Source organism: Actinomycetota bacterium (genome assembly GCA_040754375.1).
Classification (GTDB): Bacteria; Actinomycetota; Acidimicrobiia; order Acidimicrobiales; family AC-14; genus JBFMCT01.
This window is the reverse complement of record JBFMCT010000034.1, coordinates 15,971-35,907: the sequence shown is the minus strand read 5'-3', so window position 1 is coordinate 35,907 and position 19,937 is coordinate 15,971. Positions and strand designations below refer to the sequence as shown.

Here is a 19,937-nt window from a genome sequence, read left to right as displayed (position 1 = left end):
CCGCCATGAGCTCGGCCGCCGACATCGACGACGTGGGGTGGCCCGAGTTGGCCCTCCCGCTCATGCGCACGGAGTCCACCCTGAGCTGCTGGGCCAGCTCCTGGAGGTAGTGAACGTCGGCAGTGGTGGTTTGGCTCATGGCGACATCGTAGGGAAACGACGGCCGTCCCCCGCAAGGGGGACAGAGCGGGTGAGGGGACGGCGCCCCGCGGGCCGGCCCCGCCGCTATGCGGACAGCAGGTCGCGGCCGCCGCGGGCGGAACGCCGGCGCAGCTTGGCGATGGCCTTGAGCTCGGCCTGGCGGACCCCTTCGCGGGTCAGGCCGAAGAACTCGCCCACCTCTTCGAGGGTTCGGGGCTTGCCCCGGTCGAGCCCGTAGCGCAGGCACAGGATCTCGCGCTCGCGCGGCTCGAGGACCGACAGGAGCTCGGCCACCTGGGCGGGCAGCATGGCGTCGAGGGCGGCCTGGTCGGGGGGGACCGACGAGGTGTCCTCCACCAGGTCGCTCAGCTCGATCTCGCCGTCGCTCACCCTGTCCGACAGCGAGAGGGGCTCGCTGAGGTAGGGGATGAGCTCGTCGATCTTCTTGACCGGGACCGAGACGGCGGCGGCCAGCTCGGCCGGGGTCGGGGGCCGCCCGTTGCGCACCTCGAAGGCCGAGTTGGCCATGCGGATGGCCAGGAGCTGGTCGCCGGCGTGCACCGGCAGGCGGATGGTGCGGCCCGTATTGGCGATCCCCCGGGAGATCGTCTGGCGGATCCACCACGTGGCGTAGGTCGAGAACTTGAAGCCCCGGCGGGGGTCGAAGCGTTGCACGGCGTGCATGAGGCCGAAGTTGCCCTCCTGCACGAGGTCGAGCAGGGGCAGGCCCGAGGCCTGGTACTTCTTGGCGATCGAGACCACCAAGCGGAGGTTGGCCCTCACGAAGCGGCGGGCGGCGTCGTCGGCCACCCGGACCCGGTCACGGAGATCGGCCAGCCGCGCCGCGTCGACCCGGTCGCCCATCTTGGCCAGCTCCGCTTCGGCCCTGCGGCCGGCCAAGACCAGCTCGCCGAGGTGTACTTCCTCGGCCCGGGTTAGCAGCGGGTATTTCCCGATGTCGTTCAGGTAGAGCTGAAGGAGGTCATCCTCCTCGCCGCTCCACCCACGCTGCTTGCCCAAATCGACTACAGCCTCCCCTTGGTGCTGACGCTACCAGAGCCCCCAGCCAATGCACAGGGCGGCGCCCGAGGGGCGGGTCAGGGCACGAACACCAGGTGCAGGCAGGTCTCGCCGTTGCGGCGGGAGATGTCGGTCTCGGTGGCGATCCGGGAGATGAGCCACAGCCCCCGGCCCCGCTCCGAGAGGGGGTCGGGCGCCCGGGTGGTGTACGGCTCGAAGGCGAAACCCGGCCCGCGGTCGCGCACCTCGACGTGGACGGACCGGCCGTCGACGAAGGCGGTGGCGCCCGTGCACCCCCCGGCGTGCTGGAGGGCGTTCATGATGGCCTCGTGAACGGCGAGCAGGACGTCGTCGATCTCGCCCGGCCATCCCGTGGCGACCAGTAGGGAACGCAGCTCCTGGCGGGCGCGCGCCGGGCGGCGGGACAGCGACCTTGGGTGCGCTACGGGTGCCTCCTTCAGAGCGCGCGCCTGGATCACGACGTGAACGGTTCCCAACCTAGGCGCTCAGGAAACCTCATTTCGACAGCGAGAAGACGGCGGCCAGTTCTTCGGGGACGGCCGACTCAAGCTGGGAGTAAGTGCACGACTGGGGGTCGCGGTCGGGCCTCCATCGCACGAACGACGTGGCATGGCGGAACCGGTCACCCTGAAGGTGGTCGTAGGCGACCTCGACCACCCGCTCGGGCCGGACCGGCTCCCAGGACACGTCCTTGCCCGCGTTCCACCGGCTGGTCCCGCCCGGCAGCCGCCCGCCCCCTGTGGCATCGGCCGCGGCCTGCGCCCAGCCGGCCCACGGGTGGCCCTCGAGGGCGCCGGCCCGCAGCGGCGTGAGGTCGGCTTCCAGCTCGGATTGGCGCGCCCGGCTGAAGCCCGACGCCACGCCCACGTGGTGCAAGGTCCCCTCGTCGTCGTAGAGCCCGAGCAGCAGGGAGCCCACCCCTCCACCCCCTTTGTGCCACCGGAAGCCGGCGACCACGCAGTCGGCGGTCCGGGCGTGCTTGACCTTGAGCATGACCCGGTCGTTCTCCCGGTAGGGCAGGTCGTCGCGCTTGGCCACCACCCCGTCGAGGCCAGCCCCCTCGAAGCGGTCGAACCAGTCCTCGGCCACGGCCCGGTCGCGCGTGGCCGGGGTGAGGTGCACGGGCGGGTGGGCGCCCGAGAAGGCCCGTTCGAGGGCCGCCCGCCGGGCCGCGAAGGGCTGCGCCCGCAGGTCGTCGTCGCCTACCGACAGCAGGTCGAAGGCGACGAACGAGGCGGGCGTCTGCTCGGCCAGCATGCGCACCCGAGACTCGGCGGGGTGGACCCGCTGAAGCAGGGCGTCGAAGTCGAGACCGCCGGAGGTGGCGATGACGATCTCGCCGTCGACCACGGCCCGGTCCGGGAAGCTCTCCTTGACCGGGCCCAGCAGTTCGGGGAAGTAGCGGGTCAGGGGCTTCTCGTTGCGGCTGCCGATCTCAACCTCGTCCCCGTCGCGGAACACGATGGCTCGAAAGCCGTCCCACTTGGGCTCGTAGACGTAGGGGCCGCCCGCGGGCATCTCGCGAGACAGCTTGGCCAGCATGGGACGGACGGGCGGCATGACCGGCAGGCGCATTGGGCAATGATCGCGTGCCTGATGCCCGCGCCCCTCGCCACCTACCGGACCCAGCTGCACCCCGGCTTCGGGTTCTACGACGTCGCCGCCCTGGCGCCCTACCTGGCCGACCTGGGGGTCAGCCACGTGTACTGCTCGCCATACCTCCAGGCCGTGCCCGGCAGCACCCATGGCTACAACGTGGTCGACCACAGCCGGCTCAACGAGGAGCTGGGAGGCGAGCAGGGCTTCGAGGCCATGGTCGCGGCCCTGGCCGACCACGGCCTGAGCCACATCGCCGACATCGTGCCCAACCACATGGCCGTCGTGCCCGCCCGGGCCAACGCCTGGTGGTGGGACGTGCTGGAGAACGGCCAGTCCAGCCGGTGGGCGTCGTACTTCGACGTCGACTGGGCGGCCGGCGACCGCGTGCTGCTGCCCGTCCTCGGGGACCACTACGGCCGGGTGCTGGAGGCCGGTGAGATCGCCGTGGTGCGGCGAGGCGGCTCGTTCGTCGTCGCCTACTTCGACCACGAGGCCCCCGTGTCGCCCCGGTCCCTCGGCGAGCTCCTGGCGGGCGCCGCCCAAGAGGCCGGTTCGGACGAACTGGCCAGCATTGCCGTCGCCCTCGGCCGCCTCCCCCTGGCCACCGCCGTCGACCGCGACAGCGTCGAGGAGCGCCACCGGGACAAGGAGGTCCTGCGGGCCTCCCTGGCCCGACTACTCGCCGGCCAACCGGCCGTGGCCGCAGCCGTCGGCTCGGCCCTGGCGGCCGTGAACGCCGACCCCGACCACCTCGACGCCCTCCTGCAGCGCCAGAACTACCGGCTCGCCTTCTGGCGCACGGGGGGCCAGGAGCTCGACTACCGCCGCTTCTTCGACGTGCAGGAGCTGGTGGCCCTGCGGGTCGAGGACCAGGCCGTTTTCGAGGAGTCCCACGGCCTCGTCTTGGGCCTCGTGGCCGAGGGCAAGGTCGACGGGCTGCGGGTCGACCATCCCGACGGGCTCAGCGACCCGCTCGGTTACCTGCGGCGCCTCCCCTCGACCTACGTGGTCGTCGAGAAGATCCTCGGCCCCGGCGAGGCGCTGGCCGGTTCGTGGCCGGTGGCGGGCACGACCGGCTACGAGTTCCTCAACCAGCTCACTGGCCTGTTCGTCGACCCCGACGGCGAGGGGCCGCTCACCGAGCAGTACGCCCGTTACACCGGAGAGGAACCCGACTTTGAGGTGGTGGCCCACCAGGCCCGCCACGACGTGATGCGCGACGTGCTCGGTGCCGACCTGGAGCGCCTCACCGTGCTCGCTCTGCGGGTGTGCGAGCGCCACCGCCTCTACGTGGACTACACGCGGCGGGAGGTCCGGGACGCACTGCGCGAGGTGGCGGCCTGCTTCGGCGTCTACCGGACCTATGTGGTCCCCGGCGAGCGGCCCGCCCCCGAGGACGAGGCCGTGGTCTCCCGGGCGGTGGCCGCGGCCGCCGCCCGCCGGCCCGACCTCGACCCCGACCTGCTTTCCTTCCTGCACGACGTCCTGCTGGCCAAGGTCCCCGGGGAGGCGGAGGCCGAACTGGCCGTGCGCTTCCAGCAGTTCACCTCCCCGGTGGCCGCCAAGGGGGAGGAGGACACCGCCTTCTACCGCCACGCCCGCTTCGTGGCTCTGAACGAGGTGGGGGGGTCCCCGGGAAGGTTCGGCACCGGTGTCGAGGAGTTCCATGCCCGCAACCAGGAGGCGGCCGAGCGCTGGCCGGCCACCATGCTCACGACCTCGACCCACGACACCAAGCGGTCCGAGGACGTAAGGGCGCGGCTGGCCGCCATCTCGGAGGTGCCCGAGCAGTGGGCGCTGGCCGTCCGGCGCTGGTCGGCCCTGTGCGAGCGCCACGGCCCGCCCGACCCCAACACGGTCTACCTGCTCTTCCAGACGCTGGTGGGGGCGTGGCCCATCGACGCCGAGCGGGCGGTGGCCTACATGGCCAAGGCCGTCAAGGAGGCCAAGGTGCACACGTCGTGGCTCGTCCCCGACGAGCAGTACGAGGCGTCGGTGGCCCGCTTCGTGGACGCCGTGTTGTCCGACGAGGAGCTGGGCGACGACCTCGCGGCCTCCGTCCGGCCGCTGGTCGAGGCCGGGCGGGTCACCTCGCTGGCCCAGGTGCTGCTCAAGCTCACGTCACCAGGGGTTCCCGACATCTACCAGGGGACCGAGCTGTGGGACCTCAGCCTGGTCGACCCCGACAACCGCCGGCCCGTCGACTTCGAGGCCCGCCGCGCCCTGCTGGCCAAGGTGCGCGACGCCCGGCCCGAGGAGGTGCTGGCCATGGCCGACGAGGGCGCCCCGAAGCTGTGGCTCGTCCACCGGGCGCTGGCTGCCCGCCGGCGCCGGGCCTCGTCGTTCGCACCGGGCTCCTCCTACCGGCCTCTGTACGCCCAGGGTGAGAGGGCCGAGCGGGCCGTGGCCTACCTCCGGGGCGACGGCACCGGCGACGGCACCGGCGACGGCACCGGCGACGGTGTGGTCGTGGTCGTGCCCCGGCTCGTGGTCGGCCTGGCGGCCGCCGGGTGGGACTGGGGGGCCACGGCGCTGGCCCTGCCCCCCGGCCGTTGGCGCGACGAGCTCTCCAGCTCGGGGCTCGAGGGCCCAGGCATCGAGGGCACGGGGCCCGAGGGGACCGTGTTCCAGGGGACAGTGGCGGTGGGCGACCTGCTCGGGCGGTTCCCGGTGGCCCTGCTGGGACGGGCGTGAACGGGGTCTGGGCGCCCTACGCCCAATCGGTCGAGCTCGTCTGCGGGGGTGAACGGGCCCACCTCGGCGGTCCCGACGAGCGGGGCTGGTGGGCCGCCCCCGCCGGCTTCGAACTGGCGGGCCGCACCTACGGGTTCTCGGTGGACGGTGGCCCGGTACGCCCCGACCCCCGGTCCCCTCTCCAGCCCGAGGGCGTCCACGGGCCCTCGGCCCCCGTCGACCACTCGGCCTTTGCCTGGACCGACGCCCGCTGGACGGCCCCGCCGCTGGCCGAGGCCGTCATCTACGAGCTGCACGTGGGGACGTTCTCGGGGCCGGGCACCTTTACCGGGGTGCTCGACCACCTCGAGCACCTGTGCGAGCTAGGCGTCACCCACGTCGAGCTGATGCCCGTGGCCCAGTTCCCGGGCCGGTGGGGCTGGGGCTACGACGGTGTCGACCTGTTCGCCCCCCACGGCGGCTACGGCACCCCCGGCGAGCTCAAAGCGCTGGTCGACGGCTGCCACGCCCGGGGCCTGGCTGTGCTGGCCGACGTCGTCTACAACCACCTCGGGCCCTCGGGCAACTACCTCGGGACCTTCGGTCCCTACTTCACCGACCGCTACGGCACGCCCTGGGGCCAGGCCGTGAACCTCGACGGCCCCGACAGCGACCAGGTGCGGGCCTTCTTCGTCGACAACGCCCGCATGTGGCTGGACGACTACCACTTCGACGGCCTGCGCCTCGACGCCGTGCACGCCATCTTGGACACGTCAGCCGTCCACCTGCTGGAGGAGCTGGCCGGGTCGGTCCCCCCGCACCGGGTGCTGATCGCCGAAAGCGACCTCAACGACCCCCGCCTCGTCCGCCCCGTCGAGGCGGGCGGCTACGGCCTCGACGCCCAGTGGAGCGACGACCTGCACCACTCGCTGCACGCCCTGCTGACGGGGGAGCGGACTGGCTACTACGCCGACTTCGGTTCGCTCGCCGACCTGGCCAAGGCCCTACGCCAGGCTTTCGTCTACGACGGCCGCTACTCGCGGTCGCGCCGCCGCCGCCACGGCCGCCCACCGCTCGGGGTGCCCCCTTCCCGCTTCCTGGGTTATGCCCAGACCCACGACCAGGTGGGCAACCGCGCCCAGGGCGAGCGGCTGGTGCACCTGGCGGGCGAGGGCGGGGCCCGGGTGGCGGCCGCCCTCGTGCTGTGCTCGCCGTTCGTGCCCATGCTCTTCCAGGGCGAGGAGTGGGGGGCGTCCACCCCCTTCCAGTACTTCACCGACCACGAGGACGCCGACCTTGGCCGGGCTGTGAGCGAAGGCCGCAGGCGGGAGTTCGCGGCCTTCGGGTGGGCGCCCGAGGAGGTGCCTGACCCCCAGGACGAGGCCACGTTCGAGCGGTCGCGGCTGCGGTGGGACGAGGTGGGGGGCGAGCCCCACGCCGGCCTGCTCGACTGGCACCGCCGCCTGGTGGCCCTGCGCCGGGACCGGGGCCTGCACGCCTCGGGGCGGGCGGGGCCGGCGGAAGTGACCTATGACGAGCAGGCCCGGTGGCTGGTCCTCGACCGCCAGGCGGTGGCCGTGGCTGTCAACTTCGGCACGGCCGAGGTGAGCGTGCCGGTGCGTGCCGGGGAGGTGCTGATGGCCTGGGGCGACGCCGGGCAGGCCACAGGCGCACTCCGCCTGGGCCCCGGTGCGGTCGCCGTCACGGGGTGAGACGGAAGCTGCCCGGGTAGGGTCAGTCGATGTCCGACATGACGAAACCCGCGGTCGAGATCCCGGCCGACACCTCACCCCCGGCTCGCCTGGTCATCGAGGACCTGGTCGAGGGCGAAGGGCCCGAGGCCCGGCCGGCACCCGGGTCGAGGTCCACTACGTGGGCGTGGCCTGGAGCACGGGCCGGCAGTTCGACGCCTCGTGGGACCGGGGCGACACGTTCCGCTTCGGTCTGGGCGGCGGCCAGGTGATCGCCGGGTGGGACCAGGGGGTGGCCGGTATGAAGGTCGGGGGCCGCCGTAAGCTGACCATCCCGCCCAGCCTGGGCTACGGCAAACGGGGGGCGGGCGCCGCCATCCGGGGCGACGAGACCTTGGTCTTCGTCGTCGACCTCATCGGCGTGGGTTAGGGCGTCCCGGGCGGCGGTTGGCCCGGTGCTGCCAGCAGGCGTGGTGCCAGTGCCGGCGCAGCTCGGGCGTTCTCGTGGGTACCACCACCAGGTGGCCGAGCCCGACCGCGATGTCCTGGTTGCAGCCGGGGCACAGGTAGACCTTGCGGGCTTCGTAGGGCTGGGCCCGCCTGACCTCGACCTCCCCACCGGTGTCCCCGCCGGTGTCCTCGCCGGTGTCCCCGCCGGTGTCCTCGCCGGTGGTCACCTCCGCTCGCGTGCCCAGTCCACCAGGTCGGAGGCCCCCCGGGTGTTGACCACCCGCTCGACCGGCACCTGGCAGCGGGCTGCTCGCGAGCAGCCGTTGGGGAGCCACTCGAGCTGGCCGGGGGCGTGGGCGTCGGTGTCGATCGAGAACCAGCACCCGGCCTCGACCGCTTGGGCGAGCAGGCGCAGGGGCGGGTCGAGGCGCTCGGGCCGGCAGTTGATCTCCACCGCCGTGCCGCTCTCGGCGCACGCCGCGAAGACCGCGGCGGCGTCAAAGGTCGACTCCGGCCGGGCCCGGGCCGTGAGCAGGCGCCCCGTGCAGTGGCCGAGGATGTCGGTGCGGGGGTTGGTCACGGCCGCCACCATTCGCCTGGTCATCTCGGGAGCGTCCATGCGCAGCTTGGAGTGGACGCTGGCCACTACCACGTCGAGCCGGTCGAGCAGTTCGTCCTCCTGGTCGAGCGAGCCGTCGTCGAGGATGTCGACCTCGATCCCGGTGAGGACCCGGAACGGGGCGAGCACCTCGTTGGTCTCGGCCACCACGTCGAGCTGCTGGCGCAGCCGGTCGGCCGACAGGCCGCGGGCAACGGTCAGCCGGGGCGAGTGGTCGGTGAGCACGACGTACTCGTGGCCCAGGGCACGCGCCGCCAGGGCCATCTCCAAGATGGGGCTGCCGCCGTCGGACCAGTCCGAGTGGGTGTGGCAGTCGCCCTTCAGGGCGGCCCGGTAGGCGCCCGCGGCTTCGTCGTCGGCGGCCACGCTCTCGCCGATCTCCTCCTCAAGCTTGGCCAGGTAGGCGGGCACGCCACCGGCCAGTGCCTCGGCCACCACCGTCTCGGTCACCTGGCCAATGCCCGGCAGGTCCCGCAGTCGCCCAGCGGCACTGCGCCGGGCCACCTCCTCGGCCCCGAGGTCGCGCAAGGTGGCGGCCGCCCCCCGGAACGCCCTGACCCGGTAGGTCGGCGCCCCCGTGCGTTCGAGCAGGTAGGCGATGCGTTCGAGGGCGGCGAGGGGGTCGAGAGTGTCCACCTCAGCGGGAGCGTACCGCCGGCCCGCGGGAGCCGGGCCTGGGTGGGGCGGTCAGCTCGGGGCGGCGCACAGCTCGGTGTGCAGCTTCTCGCTCTCGGGGCTGGGCCTCAGGTCGAACTCGCCGAGGCGGCCCACCAGGGACTTGAAGGCGGCGTCGGCCTGGTCGGGCTGGGAGAGCTTGGCGTGCAGGCGCATGACCCGCCGGTAGAGCTGCTCGGCCAAGGGGTCGACCTCGATGGCCCGCTCGAGAGCGGCCAAGGCGGCTTTGACTTCACCGGCCCGACCCCGGGCGCCGGCCAGCGAGACCAGGACGTCCACCGCCCGGCCTCGTAGGTCCTCCCGGCAGGCTCGCACCCACGGCCAGCCGGCGGTGGCCAGGAGGTCCCCGGTGTAGAGGTCGGCCGTGTCCTGGAGCTGGTCGGGCCAGTCGTGGTTCTCGCTGCTGGCCGCAGCCTCGGCTCGCGCCAGCGCGCCCTCGAACTCCCACAGGTCGACCTCGAACACGGGCTCGACCTTGTACTGGTCGCCCTCGCGTTCGATGACTTTCAGGTCGGGGTCGCCGGTAACCGTTCGCAACCGGCTGCGGAGGTTGCCGAGAGCCGTCCAGAACCACTCCGAGCCTCGCCGGCCGTCGACCTCGGGCCACAGGGTCTCGGTGGCCTGCTCCAGCGTGGTGCCCTCGGGGTGGAGGAGGTAGAAGGCCAGGAGCTCCTTGGCCTTGCCCCGCAGCCCGGCCCTCACCTCCTTGCCCCGAGCCTCGATCCGGTAGGCCCCGAGCATGTTGACCCGGACCAGGGCGGTGTCGGCCGCGATCGCAGTGAACCGGCTGACAGGGGCGATCGGCGGTTCCTGGGCCGGATCGCTGCGGGCCGCGGCCAGCAGCTCGAGGAGGGGCGAGGCGGGGTCGCGCTCGAAGGTGAACAGCCGGGTGCCGACCAGGTCGGTCGTGTTCGTGTTCGGGGCCACGCTCTCGACCCGGCCACCCCGCAGCCGCACCTGGGTGAAGCCCTCCACCGGCGGGCCGGCTACGACCGCGACCATGCCCACCCGGGCGCCGTCCTCGATGGTCTCGGCCAGCCGGGAGGCTTCCGTGGCGTCGAGCGTGGCCGACGTGAGGACGAGGAAGGGCATCAGCTCGTCCGGTCGGCCGGCCCGGAAGGCCCAGAAGTCCGGCACCCCGGCCTCGGCGATGGCCTTGGAGCGCCGGGCCGCCTCCGCCTGCACGCCCTTCAGGACCGCAGCCGTGTCGCGACTGCGGCCCAGCCCGGGGAACGCCGGCGTGTCGGCAAACAGCTCTCCGATGACGATCGCCCCGGCGGCCGTCGGCGGGTTGGCCATCAGGAGGGAGATGACCAGCGAGCGCAGGGCGGACCGGGCCGCCGGGCCCTCGAGGTTGAGGTGGCCGGACTCGCTGAGCCTCAGCACTACCTCGTTGCCGTCGCGCTCGCCCACGGCGACGGCGTCGGCCCGGGGGGCCGGGGTGCGTGATCCCTTGCGGCCCGGGCCCGCCGGTCGGGCGCCCGAGAACAGGTCGAGCCTCCGGACGACGGGCCCCGCGAACGGCTCCTCATGGCGCAGCCCGGGGGCCGGTGGTCCAACCTGGCGGCGCCGGCGGTAGCGGGCCCGGGCGCGCGTCACGGCCTCGGCCACCCCCCGGGCCAGGGTGGGGCCGACGACCAGACCGTCGAGGACGAGAGCGAGCGTCGTGGCGTCGTCCTCGGGGCCGTCCTCGGGGCCGCCCTCGTCGCGGGCCTGGGGCCGGGCCTCGGGCCGGGCCTCGGGCTTGACTTCCACCCCGGCCGGGGCGGGTCGTCCGGGGTGGCGCTCCGGGCGCCGCCGGCCCTCACCGCCGGGGGGCTGGGCCCGTCCGAGCCGTGGCCCACGGGGCCTCCGCCGGCCACGGGGCCTTCGGCGCTGGGGGCTTCCCTGTGGTCTTCGGCCGGCGGGATGCCGCTCTCGGCCGAAGAGCCACCGTCTCCCGGGCCGTCCCCGGCCATGTCGCGGGGCGCGCCCGCCGGCCCGCGCCCTTCGCCAGGGCCGGCGGTCTCGGGCCCCTTGGGCTCCCGATCGGCAGTGGCCGGCGGTGGACCGGTGCCCCCGGCGGCCACCGGAGGGGGGCCGGCGGCTGGGCCGTCGGGGGCCGAGCCGGGCTCGGGCCCGGGGACCGGGCTGTCGACCGCGCTTGGTCGGGTGCCGGCCGGTGCCGGGCTGGCGGCCGACCAGGTGGCCAGGGCATAAGTGACGGCCTCGGCCACCAGGGCCGGTACACGGTTGACCACGTCGTCGTGGAGACCACCCAGTCGGGACGCCTCCTGGCGCAGCTGGCCGGTCATGGCCTCCATGGCGGCCAGGGGCTGCCTGACGGCTTCGGACACAAGGCCCGACAGGTGGGCGCCCTCGCCCGTCGGGCCGTCGGCCCCCTCCCCCTGCTGGCCGGTGGCGGACACGGCCGCGGCCACCAACGCCGGCAGGTTCCCGCTGATCTCGTCGCCTGTGTCCCGCAACCGGTCGGCCTCTGACCGCAGCCGGCTGGCGGCCGCCTCCAGGTCGACCATGGACCGGGCGACGGCCTGCTCCACCGTTGCCTGCACGAGCTGCTCACCCGCCCCTGCGCCCCCGGCCCCAAGGGCGGAGGCCATGCCCTCCACCAGGGAGGGTAGTTGGGCGGTGATCTCGGTCCGCAGGGCGGCCATCCGGGCCGCCTCAGCCCGGAGCTGGGCGGCGGAGGCCTCGAAATCGGCCAGGGGCCCGGCGGTCACGGCCTCGACCATGGCGGGCACCGAGCGCAGGAGCTCGGCCCGCACCTCCGCCACCCGCTCGGCTTCGGCGGTGAGCTGGCGCGACGACTGCTCGAGTTGGGCGTAGGGGGCGGCGGCCGCCTCCTGGGTCAGCTGGGCGACGCTCCCCAGCAGGCGGTCGCGCAGGTCGCCCAGACCGCTTATCGACTCGGAGAGGCGGTCGGTGGCCGCCCGCAACGTCGGCGTGGTGACCTCGGCCACCAGGGCGGGGAGGGATTCCCCCAGCCCCAGCTGGACCTCCCGGGCGATGGCGTTCTGGACCAGGTCGGGCAGCTCCTGGGCGAGCGCCCGGCGCAGGGCCGGCTCCAGCATCCGGTCGAGGGCACCGGGCAGGGGCTTGGCCACCGCTTCGGTGAGCGCCGACGGGACGATCTTGCTGAACAGCTCGGGCAGGAGCTCGGGCAGCTTGGGGACGAGCGACTCGTCGAGCACCGTCGTGACGGCTGCCATCACGGCCTCGGGAAGACGTTCGGCCACGACCTCACGCAGGGCGCGGATCCGGGCCGTCTCCGCTCGCATGTCGGCCGCCGTGGACTCGATGTCGGCCAGCGAGACGGTCAGCTCCGGCCGGACGAGCTCACCCAGCAGGGCGGGGAGGCGGGCTGCCACCAGGGCAACCACCTCGGGGGTGACGACCTGGGCCACGACCGAGGGGAGGTTCTCACCGAGGCGCCGGCGCAGCTCCGGCTGCACCGCTTCGGCGACGGCCGCGGGCAACTGCTTCCCCAGGGCCTCGGCCACCAGCGACCGCATCTCGGGCTTCACCGCCTCGGCCACCAGTTCGGGGACCCGGCTGTTGAGGGCATCGAGGACACCCGGCTGGGCGGCGGCCGCCACCAATGCCGGTAGCTGGTCGGTCATCACGACCCTGACGATGGGCTCGACCAGCTCGCCCACCAGGCGGGGGAAGCGGACGGCCAGGGCCTCCTGGATCTGGGGCTGGATGGCGCTCATGACGCTCTCGGGCAGGCGCTCGGCCACCACCTCGCGCAGACCTCTCAGCTTGGCGGCCTCGTGGCGCAGCTCGGACGCCGCGCTCTCGGTCTCGGCCAGGGTCACGCTCAGCTCGGGGGTGACGGCCTCGGCCAGCATGGCGGGGAGGCGCTCGACCAGCAGGGAACCGACGGCCGGGCCGACGACTTCGGCCACGATGGCCGGCAGCCGGCTGCCCAGGACCTGGCGCAGCTCGGGCTGCACGGTCTCGGCCACCAGGAGGGGGAGACGCTCGGCCAGGGCCCGGCGTACCTCGGGGCTCACGATCTGGGCCACCAGCCCGGGCAGACGGTCGTCGAGAGCCTCCCTGACCTCGGGCCGGACGGTCTCGCTCACCAGGTGCGGGAGCCGGTCGGACAATGCCTGGCGCAGCTCGGGCTGGACCGTCTCGGCCACCAGGTGGGGCAACCGTTCGGCCAGCAGGCGCCTGACCTCGGGCCCGACGATCTGGCTGACCACTCCGGGCAGGCGCTCGTCGAGCCCGGCCCTGACCTCGGGCCGGACCGTGTCGGACACCAGTCTGGGCAGCTCGGCGGAGATCATGTCCCGTAGTTCGGGCGTCACCGCCTCCTGCACGGTCAGTGGGAGCCTCTCGGCCAGCACGCGGGTCAGCTCAGGCCGGACGGTGTCGGCTACCAGGTGGGGCAGCCGCTCGGCCAGCACCCGGCGCAGCTCGGGCTGCACGGCGGCGGCCGTGATGTCGGGCAGCCTCTCGGCCAGGAGCTGGCGGACCTCGGGCTGGACGGTGTCGGCCACCATCACGGGCAGCCAGTCCGAGACGAGCTGGCGTACGTCGGGGCTGACGTGGGTGGCGACGACTGCGGGGAGCTGGTCGGCCAGCGCCCGCCTCAGCTCGGGGGCCATGGCCTCGGCGATCAGGGGCTGGAGGCCCTTGCCGAGCTGGGCCTTGAGCTCGGGCTGCACGACGTCGAGGACGAGGTCATGGAGGTGGTGCGAGATGGCGTCCTGGAGCTCGCGCAGGCGGGCCGTCTCGGCCACGAGGTCGGCGGCCAGGCTCGACATCTGGGTGAGGGCCGTCTGGAGCTCGGCCGTCCGGGCACCGGCGATGTCGACGAACACTGACTGCTGGCGGGCCACGGTGGCGGCCAGCGACTCCACCTGGTCGTGAAGGTGACCCAGCTCGCTGCGCAACCAGTCGGCGTCGTCATCTACGCGGCCCGGTGGCCGCGGGACGGGCACGGGCGGCGGGGCGGCCGGGGCCGGAGGCGGGGGGGGCGGAGGAGGCGGGGCGAACTCGATGTCACCGGCGGCACGCCCGTTGGGGGCTTCCCCTGACGCGGGTGTGGCGGTGGGCCGGGACCGGCCGCCCCGCCCCGCCTCCCGGGTGCCAGTGGCTGCGGTCGCGGCCGGGGGCGAGTCCCGGGCTACGAGGTGGACCGGCCGGGGCCCGCGGGCCCAGACCTCGGGGCAGCTACCGAAGCGACCCTCGCACACCACCTTGCACTCGGTGCACTCGCAGGCCGTAGCCCCGGCCTGCATGGGGTGGTTGCAGCCTTCGGCGATCTGGCAGCCGAACTCGTGGCACCAGCCCACCGGTCAACGCCTCCCCTGGGGGCTCACGCTCAGCCCCCGGCCTGCGCCGGGGGGAGCGAGCAGTGACGGACCAGGCACCGGGACATGTTACCGACAGGTAGTTCGCTCCCGACCGCCCGGGCCCACGGGCCCGGCCTGGGCCGGTCCAGACAGGTCTGAGCGCGTCGGCTATGCCACGTGGGGTGGTGGCCTGCTTGACTGTGTGGCCATGACCTTGTGGGGAGGAGCCGGCGACGATGGGCCGGCCTGGAAGGAGCGCCTGCCGCTGATCGGGGCGGTGGCCGTCGGAGTGCTGGTGGTGGTCGGCCTGGCCGTTTTCCTGCTGTGGCCCTCGCAGGGCGGCGGGGGCTCGAGCGACGGCCCGCCGCCGGGCACCGGTGGAGGTGGCCGGATCGTCTTCGTCAGCGACCGGGACGGCAACTACGAGATCTATGCCATGAACGGCGACGGGTCCGACCAGGTGCGGCTAACCCGCAACCAGAGCGCTGACTCCTACCCCCGGTGGTCCCGCGATGGCACCAAGATCGTCTACGAGAGCAACCGGGACGGCAACAGCGAGATCTACGTGATGAACGCCGACGGCTCCGACGAGCGGCGCCTGACCAACAACCAGTCCGAGGACCTCATCCCCGACTGGTCGCCGGACGGCACCCGCATCGTCTTCGTCAGCGATCGCGACGGGAACTTCGAGATCTACGTGATGAACGCCGACGGGACGGGCCAGACCAGGATTACCAACCATCCCGACGCCGACTTCTCGCCCCGCTGGTCACCCGACGGCTCTCGGATCGTCTTCCAGAGCAGCCGCGACGGCGCGTCGGAGATCTACACGATGAACCCCGACGGCTCGGGCATCGTGCGACTGACCAACAACGAGGCCACCGACGAGCTTCCCTCGTGGTCCCCCGACGGCCGGATGATCGCCTTCCAAAGCGCCCGGGACGAGGCGACCAAGGTCTACGTGATGAACGCCGACGGCTCCAACCAGCGCAAGCTCACCAGCGGGCGGACTGCGGAGTTCGCGCCGACGTTCTCTCCAGACGGCACATTCGTCGCCTTCCAGAGCAACCGGCAGACCACTTCGGACCTGTTCGTGGTCGGCCTCGACGGCCGGGGCAGCGCCACCCTGACGAACAACCGGTCGGGCGACTTCGTGCCCCACTGGCGCCCAGAGCCCGCACCCCCCAACCTCGCGCCTCTAACCACGGCCCCCGTCCCCACCACCGTCCGGGGCGCCACCACGACAACCGTACGAGGGGCGACCACGACTACTGGGGCCGTCACGACCACTACTCGCCTAGGCGCGGCCACCACCACGACCACCCGACCCTGAACGAGGGGCTCGCTTCAAGTTGCCCGTCGCGCTCCGGATTGTGGACCGGCTGACGCAACCGCCTAGTCTCAAGGCCCAGATGCAGCCGGCTCTCCGTAGTTCCGAAAATGCTGGCCGCCGTAGCCGTTTCGCCGCCTACGTCGCTCTGACCAAGCCGCGGATCATCGAGCTGCTGCTGGTCACGACGGTCCCGACCATGGTCGTGGCCCAGCGCGGCATGCCCCCGTTGTGGCTCATCGCGGCGACGCTCGTCGGCGGGGCCCTGGCCGCGGGCGGGGCCAACGCCCTCAACATGTACATCGACCGCGACATCGACCGTCTGATGGCCAGGACGAAGAGCCGGCCGCTGGTCACCGGAGAGATCACGCCCCGCAACGCCCTGATCTTCGCCTTGGCCCTCGAGACGGTGGCCGCCGTCGAGCTGTGGGTGCTGGTGAACCCTCTCAGCGCCGTGCTGGCGGTGAGCGCCACCCTCTTTTACGTGTTCGTCTACACCATTTGGCTCAAGCGCACCTCCACCCGCAACATCGTCATCGGCGGGGCGGCCGGCGCCGTTCCCGTCCTGGTGGGCTGGGCCGCGGTCACTGGTTCGTTGGACTGGGCCCCGGTGGTGCTCTTCGCCGTGATCTTCGTGTGGACGCCGCCCCATTTCTGGGCCCTCGCCATCCGCTACCGCGAGGACTACGCGGCGGCCGACGTGCCCATGTTGCCGGCGGTGGTGAGCTTGGCGGCCACGGCCAAGCGCATCCTGGCTTACACCCTGGCCCTGTGGGCCACGACCCTCCTGTTCTACTGGGTGGGGGCCATGGGGCTGCTCTACCTGGGGGCGGCCGTGGCCCTGGGAGCATTGTTCACCCTGCACGCCTACCGGCTGTCCCGCGACGCCAGCCCGGAGCGAGCCATGCGCCTCTTCGGTTACTCGATCACCTACGTCAGCTTGCTGTTCGGGGCGATGGCCCTCGACCAGCTCATCCCGACGTAGATGGCCGTGACGTGCGCCGGGAGGCCCCAGGATTGTTGGCCGCGGCGGGCGGCTGTATAGAGTCCGGCCGGGATGGCGTTGACACAGACGAGCCCTGAGAACGTAGCCCCCGAGGCGCCCAAGACGGGGCTCAGCGCGCCCGCACCCTCGATGGGACCGGGGGCTGGCGGCAACGACCACAAGGTGGTCGGCACCGAGTACCTGGTGATGGCCGTCCTCTTCCTGGTGGCCGGGGGCGTGCTGGCTCTACTCATGAGGGCCCAGCTCGTGTCCCCTGACGGGGACCTGTTCACCGACCGCCAGTACCGCACCCTCTTCACGTTCCACGGCACCTTCTCGGTATTCCTGTTCCTGGTACCGCTGTGGGTCGGCCTGGCCACCCTGGTCGTGCCGCTGCAGATCGGCTCCGCCCGCCTGGCTTTCCCCCGCCTGCAGACGATGGCGTTGTGGATGACCTTCTCGGCCGGGGCACTGGTGATCGCCGCCGCCTTCGTTCAGGGGGCCAACCGCCTCACCAGCGGATGGTCGCTGGCCGACCCCTATCCCGCGGGCAACGACTTCCGCGGGGAGGCGGTCGAGTTCCTGGTGCTGGGGGTGGCCCTGGCCTTGGCCGCGGCCGTGCTGGCGGCCGCCAACCTGATCACCACGATCGTCAAGTTCCGTGCCCCGGGCCTGACACTGCGCCGGCTCCCGCTCTACTCGTGGTCGGTGCTGGTGTCGGGGATCGTCCTGCTGCTGGCGGCGCCGGTCCTGATTGCCGCCATGGGCATGGCCTACGTCGACCACCACTACGGCTCGGAGATCTTCTCGGGGCTCACGTCCAACCGAGGTGGTAACCCCCTGGCGTGGTCGAGGGTGTTCTGGTTCGGCGCCTACCCGCTGCTGTGGGCCCTGCTGATCCCCGCCCTGGGGGCGGTGTCCGAGATCCTGCCCGTCTTCGCCCGGCGACCCATTGCCGACCGCCCGAAGGCCATCGCCGCGCTGGGCGCGGTCGGCGTCCTGTCCTTCGTGGGCTGGGGCAGCGAGGTGACCAACATCCCGGCCGCTCGCTGGATATTCGTGCTGGGCGCCTTGGCCGTGCTCTTGCCCGTGGCCTCCCTGGTCGTGAACTGGCTGCTCACCCTGCGAGCCGGGGCCAAGGCGGGGACCTCCCGGGAGGGCCTGCTGGCCGCTCCCATGGTGCACGTCCTCGGCTTTGTCTCGGTCCTGGCCGTCGGGCTGGGCGCGGGCGCCATCTCGGCCCTCGACGCCACCGGCGACCTCCACCGCAACTACTGGCAGGTGGGCCAGCAGCACATGCTCTACTTCGTCCCCACCCTCCTGGCGGCCGCCGCCGCCCTCCACTACTGGGCGCCCAAGGTGTGGGGCCGCCACCTCTCGGGGGGGCTGGGCCGCCTCGAGGTCCTTCTCCTGGCGGGCGGGGCCCACCTCAGCTTCCTGCCCGCCCTGGTCCTGGGCCTCCAGGACATGCCCGTGCGTACCAGCACCTACTCCTCGGGGGACGACTGGCAGATCGCCAACATGCTCATGAGCCTGGGCAGCGTCGTGCTCGTGCTCGGGGCCTTCGCCGTGGTGCTCAACGTGCTCTTCAGCGTGGTCCTGCGCCGGGGGGCGCGGGCGGCCCGCGACCCCTGGGGCGGGCACACCCTCGAGTGGGCCACCACGTCGCCCCCGCCTCGCCACAACTTCGACGAGCTGCCCGAGGTGCGCTCGGCCACCCCCCTGCTCGACCTGCGTCCGCCGGAGGCCAACTGATGGCGCTCGTCCAGACCTCGTCCTATGGGGCCGCCCCCCTAACGGGCAAGGGCGTCGCCCCGCCGCCGCCGCCCGACGCCGTTCCGGCCAACACCAACGTGGTCGGCACGCTGCTGGTGTTGGTGGCCGACGCCATGGTGCTCGGCACCCTGCTGGCCGTCTGGTGGGTCATCAAAGCAGGTTCTCCGTCTTGGCCGCCCCCCGGTGTCCGGGTCAACACCTACATCCCGTCCGTCGTCGCCATCACGGCTGCCATGAGCGCCATCAGCATGCAGTGGATGGTGTCGAGCATCCGCCGCAACGACCAGCGCAGCGCCGGGGCGGCCTTGGGCCTCACCCTGGTGTTCGGCGTCTCGATCGTCACCGTGCAGTGGTACTACCTCGACACGATCGGTTTCGGCACCGCCGAGCACGCCTACGGCACGATGTTCCACCTTCTCATCGGCTACCACCTGCTGCACATGGCCATCGCCGTGGGGGCGCTGGTGGTGGTCGGGTCCCGGGCCATGGCCGGTCACTTCGGGCGCTTCGGCTACGACCCCCTCAAAGCCGTGTCCGCCCTGTGGCAGTACTCCAATGTCGCCTGGCTGGCCATCCTGTCCGCCCTGTTCCTCTTCTCGGCCCTCTCTTAGCTCCCGATGATCACCCAGCCCGCAAAGGTCTTCCTCCCCCTGGTCGCCATCGGCGGCGTGGCCGCGGTCGTGTACGCCATCGTGACCGGTGACCATGTCGGCGTGTCGCTCTGGCTGGTTCTGGCCGTGGCCGCCCTCGCGGGCGCGGTGGTCATCACGACGGCCCGCGACGGCGAGTTCGTGGCCCCCGTCCCGGCCGACGCCCCGGCGCCGGGCTGGCGGCCCATCGCCCCCGTGCGCCTCCCCGGAGGCCCGGCCTGGCCCGCCATCGCCGCCCTGGGTGCCGGGGTGTCCACCGCTGCCCTGGTGATCGGGCCGGCGGCCGCCGTCCCCGGCATCGGCCTACTGGCCTTCGCCACCGTCGGCTGGATCGCCAGCGTCGCGTCCGACCGCACCCGGCGGGTAACCAACCTCATGCCCATCGGCATCCCCGTCGTGGGCCTTCTGGCCATCGCCAGCGTCATGTTCTTCACGTCCCGCATCCTGCTGGCCCTGCCCGTCCTGGGGGCAACGTGGACCGCGCTCGGCATCGCCGTGCTCATCCTCGGGTTCGCCAGCCTGGTGGCCTACAGGCCGGCCATGTCGTCGAAGTCGCTGCTTGCCGGGTTGGTAGTCCTGACCGCCCTCATGGTCGTCGGCGGCACGATCGCCGGCATTATCGGCCAGCGCGAGATCCACGCCCACCACACCGGCCCCGACCCCATCCGGGTCTCGTCGATCGACATCGCCTTCGACACCGAAGAGATCACCCTCCCGGCCAACGAAGAGGTCGTGATCAGTTACGACAACAAGGACTCGGTGCCCCACAACATCGCCATCTACCGCAACCCCGAGTTCTCGGGCCTGGCCATCTTCCAGGGAGCGGTCATCACGTCCAGCCGGATCGACTACCGCTTCACCGCCCCTGCAGCCGGCACCTACTGGTTCCGCTGTGACATCCACCCGCTCATGCAGGGCGTGGTGACGGTCGCCTGAATTGGACGCCTGGCGTACTCGCGGACGACAGTGGGGGACCGTCCGATGACCCTTGCCCCCCTGTT

14 protein-coding genes and 1 pseudogene are annotated in these 19,937 nt (G+C 72.6%); 8 read left to right on the top strand and 7 right to left on the bottom strand.

Annotated elements, in window-relative coordinates; all coding sequences use genetic code 11:
• Nucleotides 1–225 precede the first annotated feature (225 nt).
• The 3 genes from AB1673_13420 to AB1673_13410 all read right to left on the bottom strand — a co-directional run bounded on the left by AB1673_13420 (nucleotide 226) and on the right by AB1673_13410 (nucleotide 2,757).
• Complete coding sequence (locus AB1673_13420) at nucleotides 226–1,161, bottom strand: sigma-70 family RNA polymerase sigma factor (GenBank protein ID MEW6154966.1); 936 nt, start codon at nucleotides 1,159–1,161, stop codon at nucleotides 226–228.
• Nucleotides 1,162–1,238: 77 nt separating this feature from the next.
• Entirely contained in the window at nucleotides 1,239–1,640 is a 402-nt protein-coding gene (locus AB1673_13415) for an ATP-binding protein (protein MEW6154965.1), read from the bottom strand.
• Nucleotides 1,641–1,677: 37 nt separating this feature from the next.
• Nucleotides 1,678–2,757, bottom strand: coding sequence for an ATP-dependent DNA ligase (locus AB1673_13410; protein ID MEW6154964.1), 1,080 nt, complete (start codon nucleotides 2,755–2,757; stop codon nucleotides 1,678–1,680).
• Nucleotides 2,758–2,778: 21 nt separating this feature from the next.
• Here AB1673_13410 and treY point away from each other — a divergent pair, with 21 nt between their 5' ends.
• The 3 genes and pseudogenes from treY (at nucleotide 2,779) to AB1673_13395 (ending at nucleotide 7,575) form a co-directional block, all read left to right on the top strand.
• On the top strand, nucleotides 2,779–5,475 hold the full coding sequence (gene treY, locus AB1673_13405) for a malto-oligosyltrehalose synthase (GenBank protein ID MEW6154963.1): 2,697 nt from the start codon (nucleotides 2,779–2,781) through the stop codon (nucleotides 5,473–5,475).
• Nucleotides 5,472–7,166 (top strand): malto-oligosyltrehalose trehalohydrolase, encoded by a 1,695-nt coding sequence (treZ, locus tag AB1673_13400; GenBank protein ID MEW6154962.1) that lies wholly within the window; start codon nucleotides 5,472–5,474, stop codon nucleotides 7,164–7,166. Before treY ends, treZ begins: the two co-directional genes overlap by 4 nt.
• Nucleotides 7,167–7,204: 38 nt before the next feature.
• Nucleotides 7,205–7,575 (top strand): annotated as a pseudogene (locus AB1673_13395) (FKBP-type peptidyl-prolyl cis-trans isomerase).
• Here the strand turns inward: AB1673_13395 and AB1673_13390 are convergent.
• From AB1673_13390 to AB1673_13375, 4 genes are all read right to left on the bottom strand, one after another.
• Nucleotides 7,559–7,822 carry a hypothetical protein gene (locus tag AB1673_13390; GenBank protein MEW6154961.1) on the bottom strand — a complete coding sequence of 88 codons (264 nt, stop codon included), beginning with the start codon at nucleotides 7,820–7,822 and terminating at the stop codon, nucleotides 7,559–7,561. The pseudogene AB1673_13395 and the gene AB1673_13390 sit on opposite strands and share 17 nt — an antisense overlap.
• Nucleotides 7,819–8,850: a PHP domain-containing protein gene (locus tag AB1673_13385; protein ID MEW6154960.1), complete on the bottom strand. Its 1,032-nt coding sequence runs from the start codon at nucleotides 8,848–8,850 to the stop codon at nucleotides 7,819–7,821. Before AB1673_13385 ends, AB1673_13390 begins: the two co-directional genes overlap by 4 nt.
• Nucleotides 8,851–8,901: 51 nt before the next feature.
• Nucleotides 8,902–9,630: a bacterial transcriptional activator domain-containing protein gene (locus AB1673_13380; protein ID MEW6154959.1), complete on the bottom strand. Its 729-nt coding sequence runs from the start codon at nucleotides 9,628–9,630 to the stop codon at nucleotides 8,902–8,904.
• An 854-nt stretch (nucleotides 9,631–10,484) separates the two neighbouring features.
• The gene (locus tag AB1673_13375) at nucleotides 10,485–14,195 is read right to left on the bottom strand and encodes a hypothetical protein (protein MEW6154958.1); all 3,711 of its coding nucleotides are present in this window, start codon (nucleotides 14,193–14,195) and stop codon (nucleotides 10,485–10,487) included.
• A gap of 208 nt (nucleotides 14,196–14,403) precedes the next feature.
• Between AB1673_13375 and AB1673_13370 the strand changes: the two genes are divergently transcribed.
• From AB1673_13370 to AB1673_13350, 5 genes are all read left to right on the top strand, one after another.
• On the top strand, nucleotides 14,404–15,528 hold the full coding sequence (locus AB1673_13370; GenBank protein ID MEW6154957.1) for a DPP IV N-terminal domain-containing protein: 1,125 nt from the start codon (nucleotides 14,404–14,406) through the stop codon (nucleotides 15,526–15,528).
• A gap of 79 nt (nucleotides 15,529–15,607) precedes the next feature.
• The gene (locus AB1673_13365; protein ID MEW6154956.1) at nucleotides 15,608–16,510 is read left to right on the top strand and encodes a heme o synthase; all 903 of its coding nucleotides are present in this window, start codon (nucleotides 15,608–15,610) and stop codon (nucleotides 16,508–16,510) included.
• A 72-nt stretch (nucleotides 16,511–16,582) separates the two neighbouring features.
• Nucleotides 16,583–18,265 carry a cbb3-type cytochrome c oxidase subunit I gene (locus AB1673_13360; protein MEW6154955.1) on the top strand — a complete coding sequence of 561 codons (1,683 nt, stop codon included), beginning with the start codon at nucleotides 16,583–16,585 and terminating at the stop codon, nucleotides 18,263–18,265.
• Complete coding sequence (locus AB1673_13355) at nucleotides 18,265–18,897, top strand: cytochrome c oxidase subunit 3 (GenBank protein MEW6154954.1); 633 nt, start codon at nucleotides 18,265–18,267, stop codon at nucleotides 18,895–18,897. Before AB1673_13360 ends, AB1673_13355 begins: the two co-directional genes overlap by 1 nt.
• Before the next feature lie 6 nt (nucleotides 18,898–18,903).
• Nucleotides 18,904–19,872, top strand: coding sequence for a cupredoxin domain-containing protein (locus AB1673_13350; protein MEW6154953.1), 969 nt, complete (start codon nucleotides 18,904–18,906; stop codon nucleotides 19,870–19,872).
• Nucleotides 19,873–19,937: the final 65 nt, after the last annotated feature.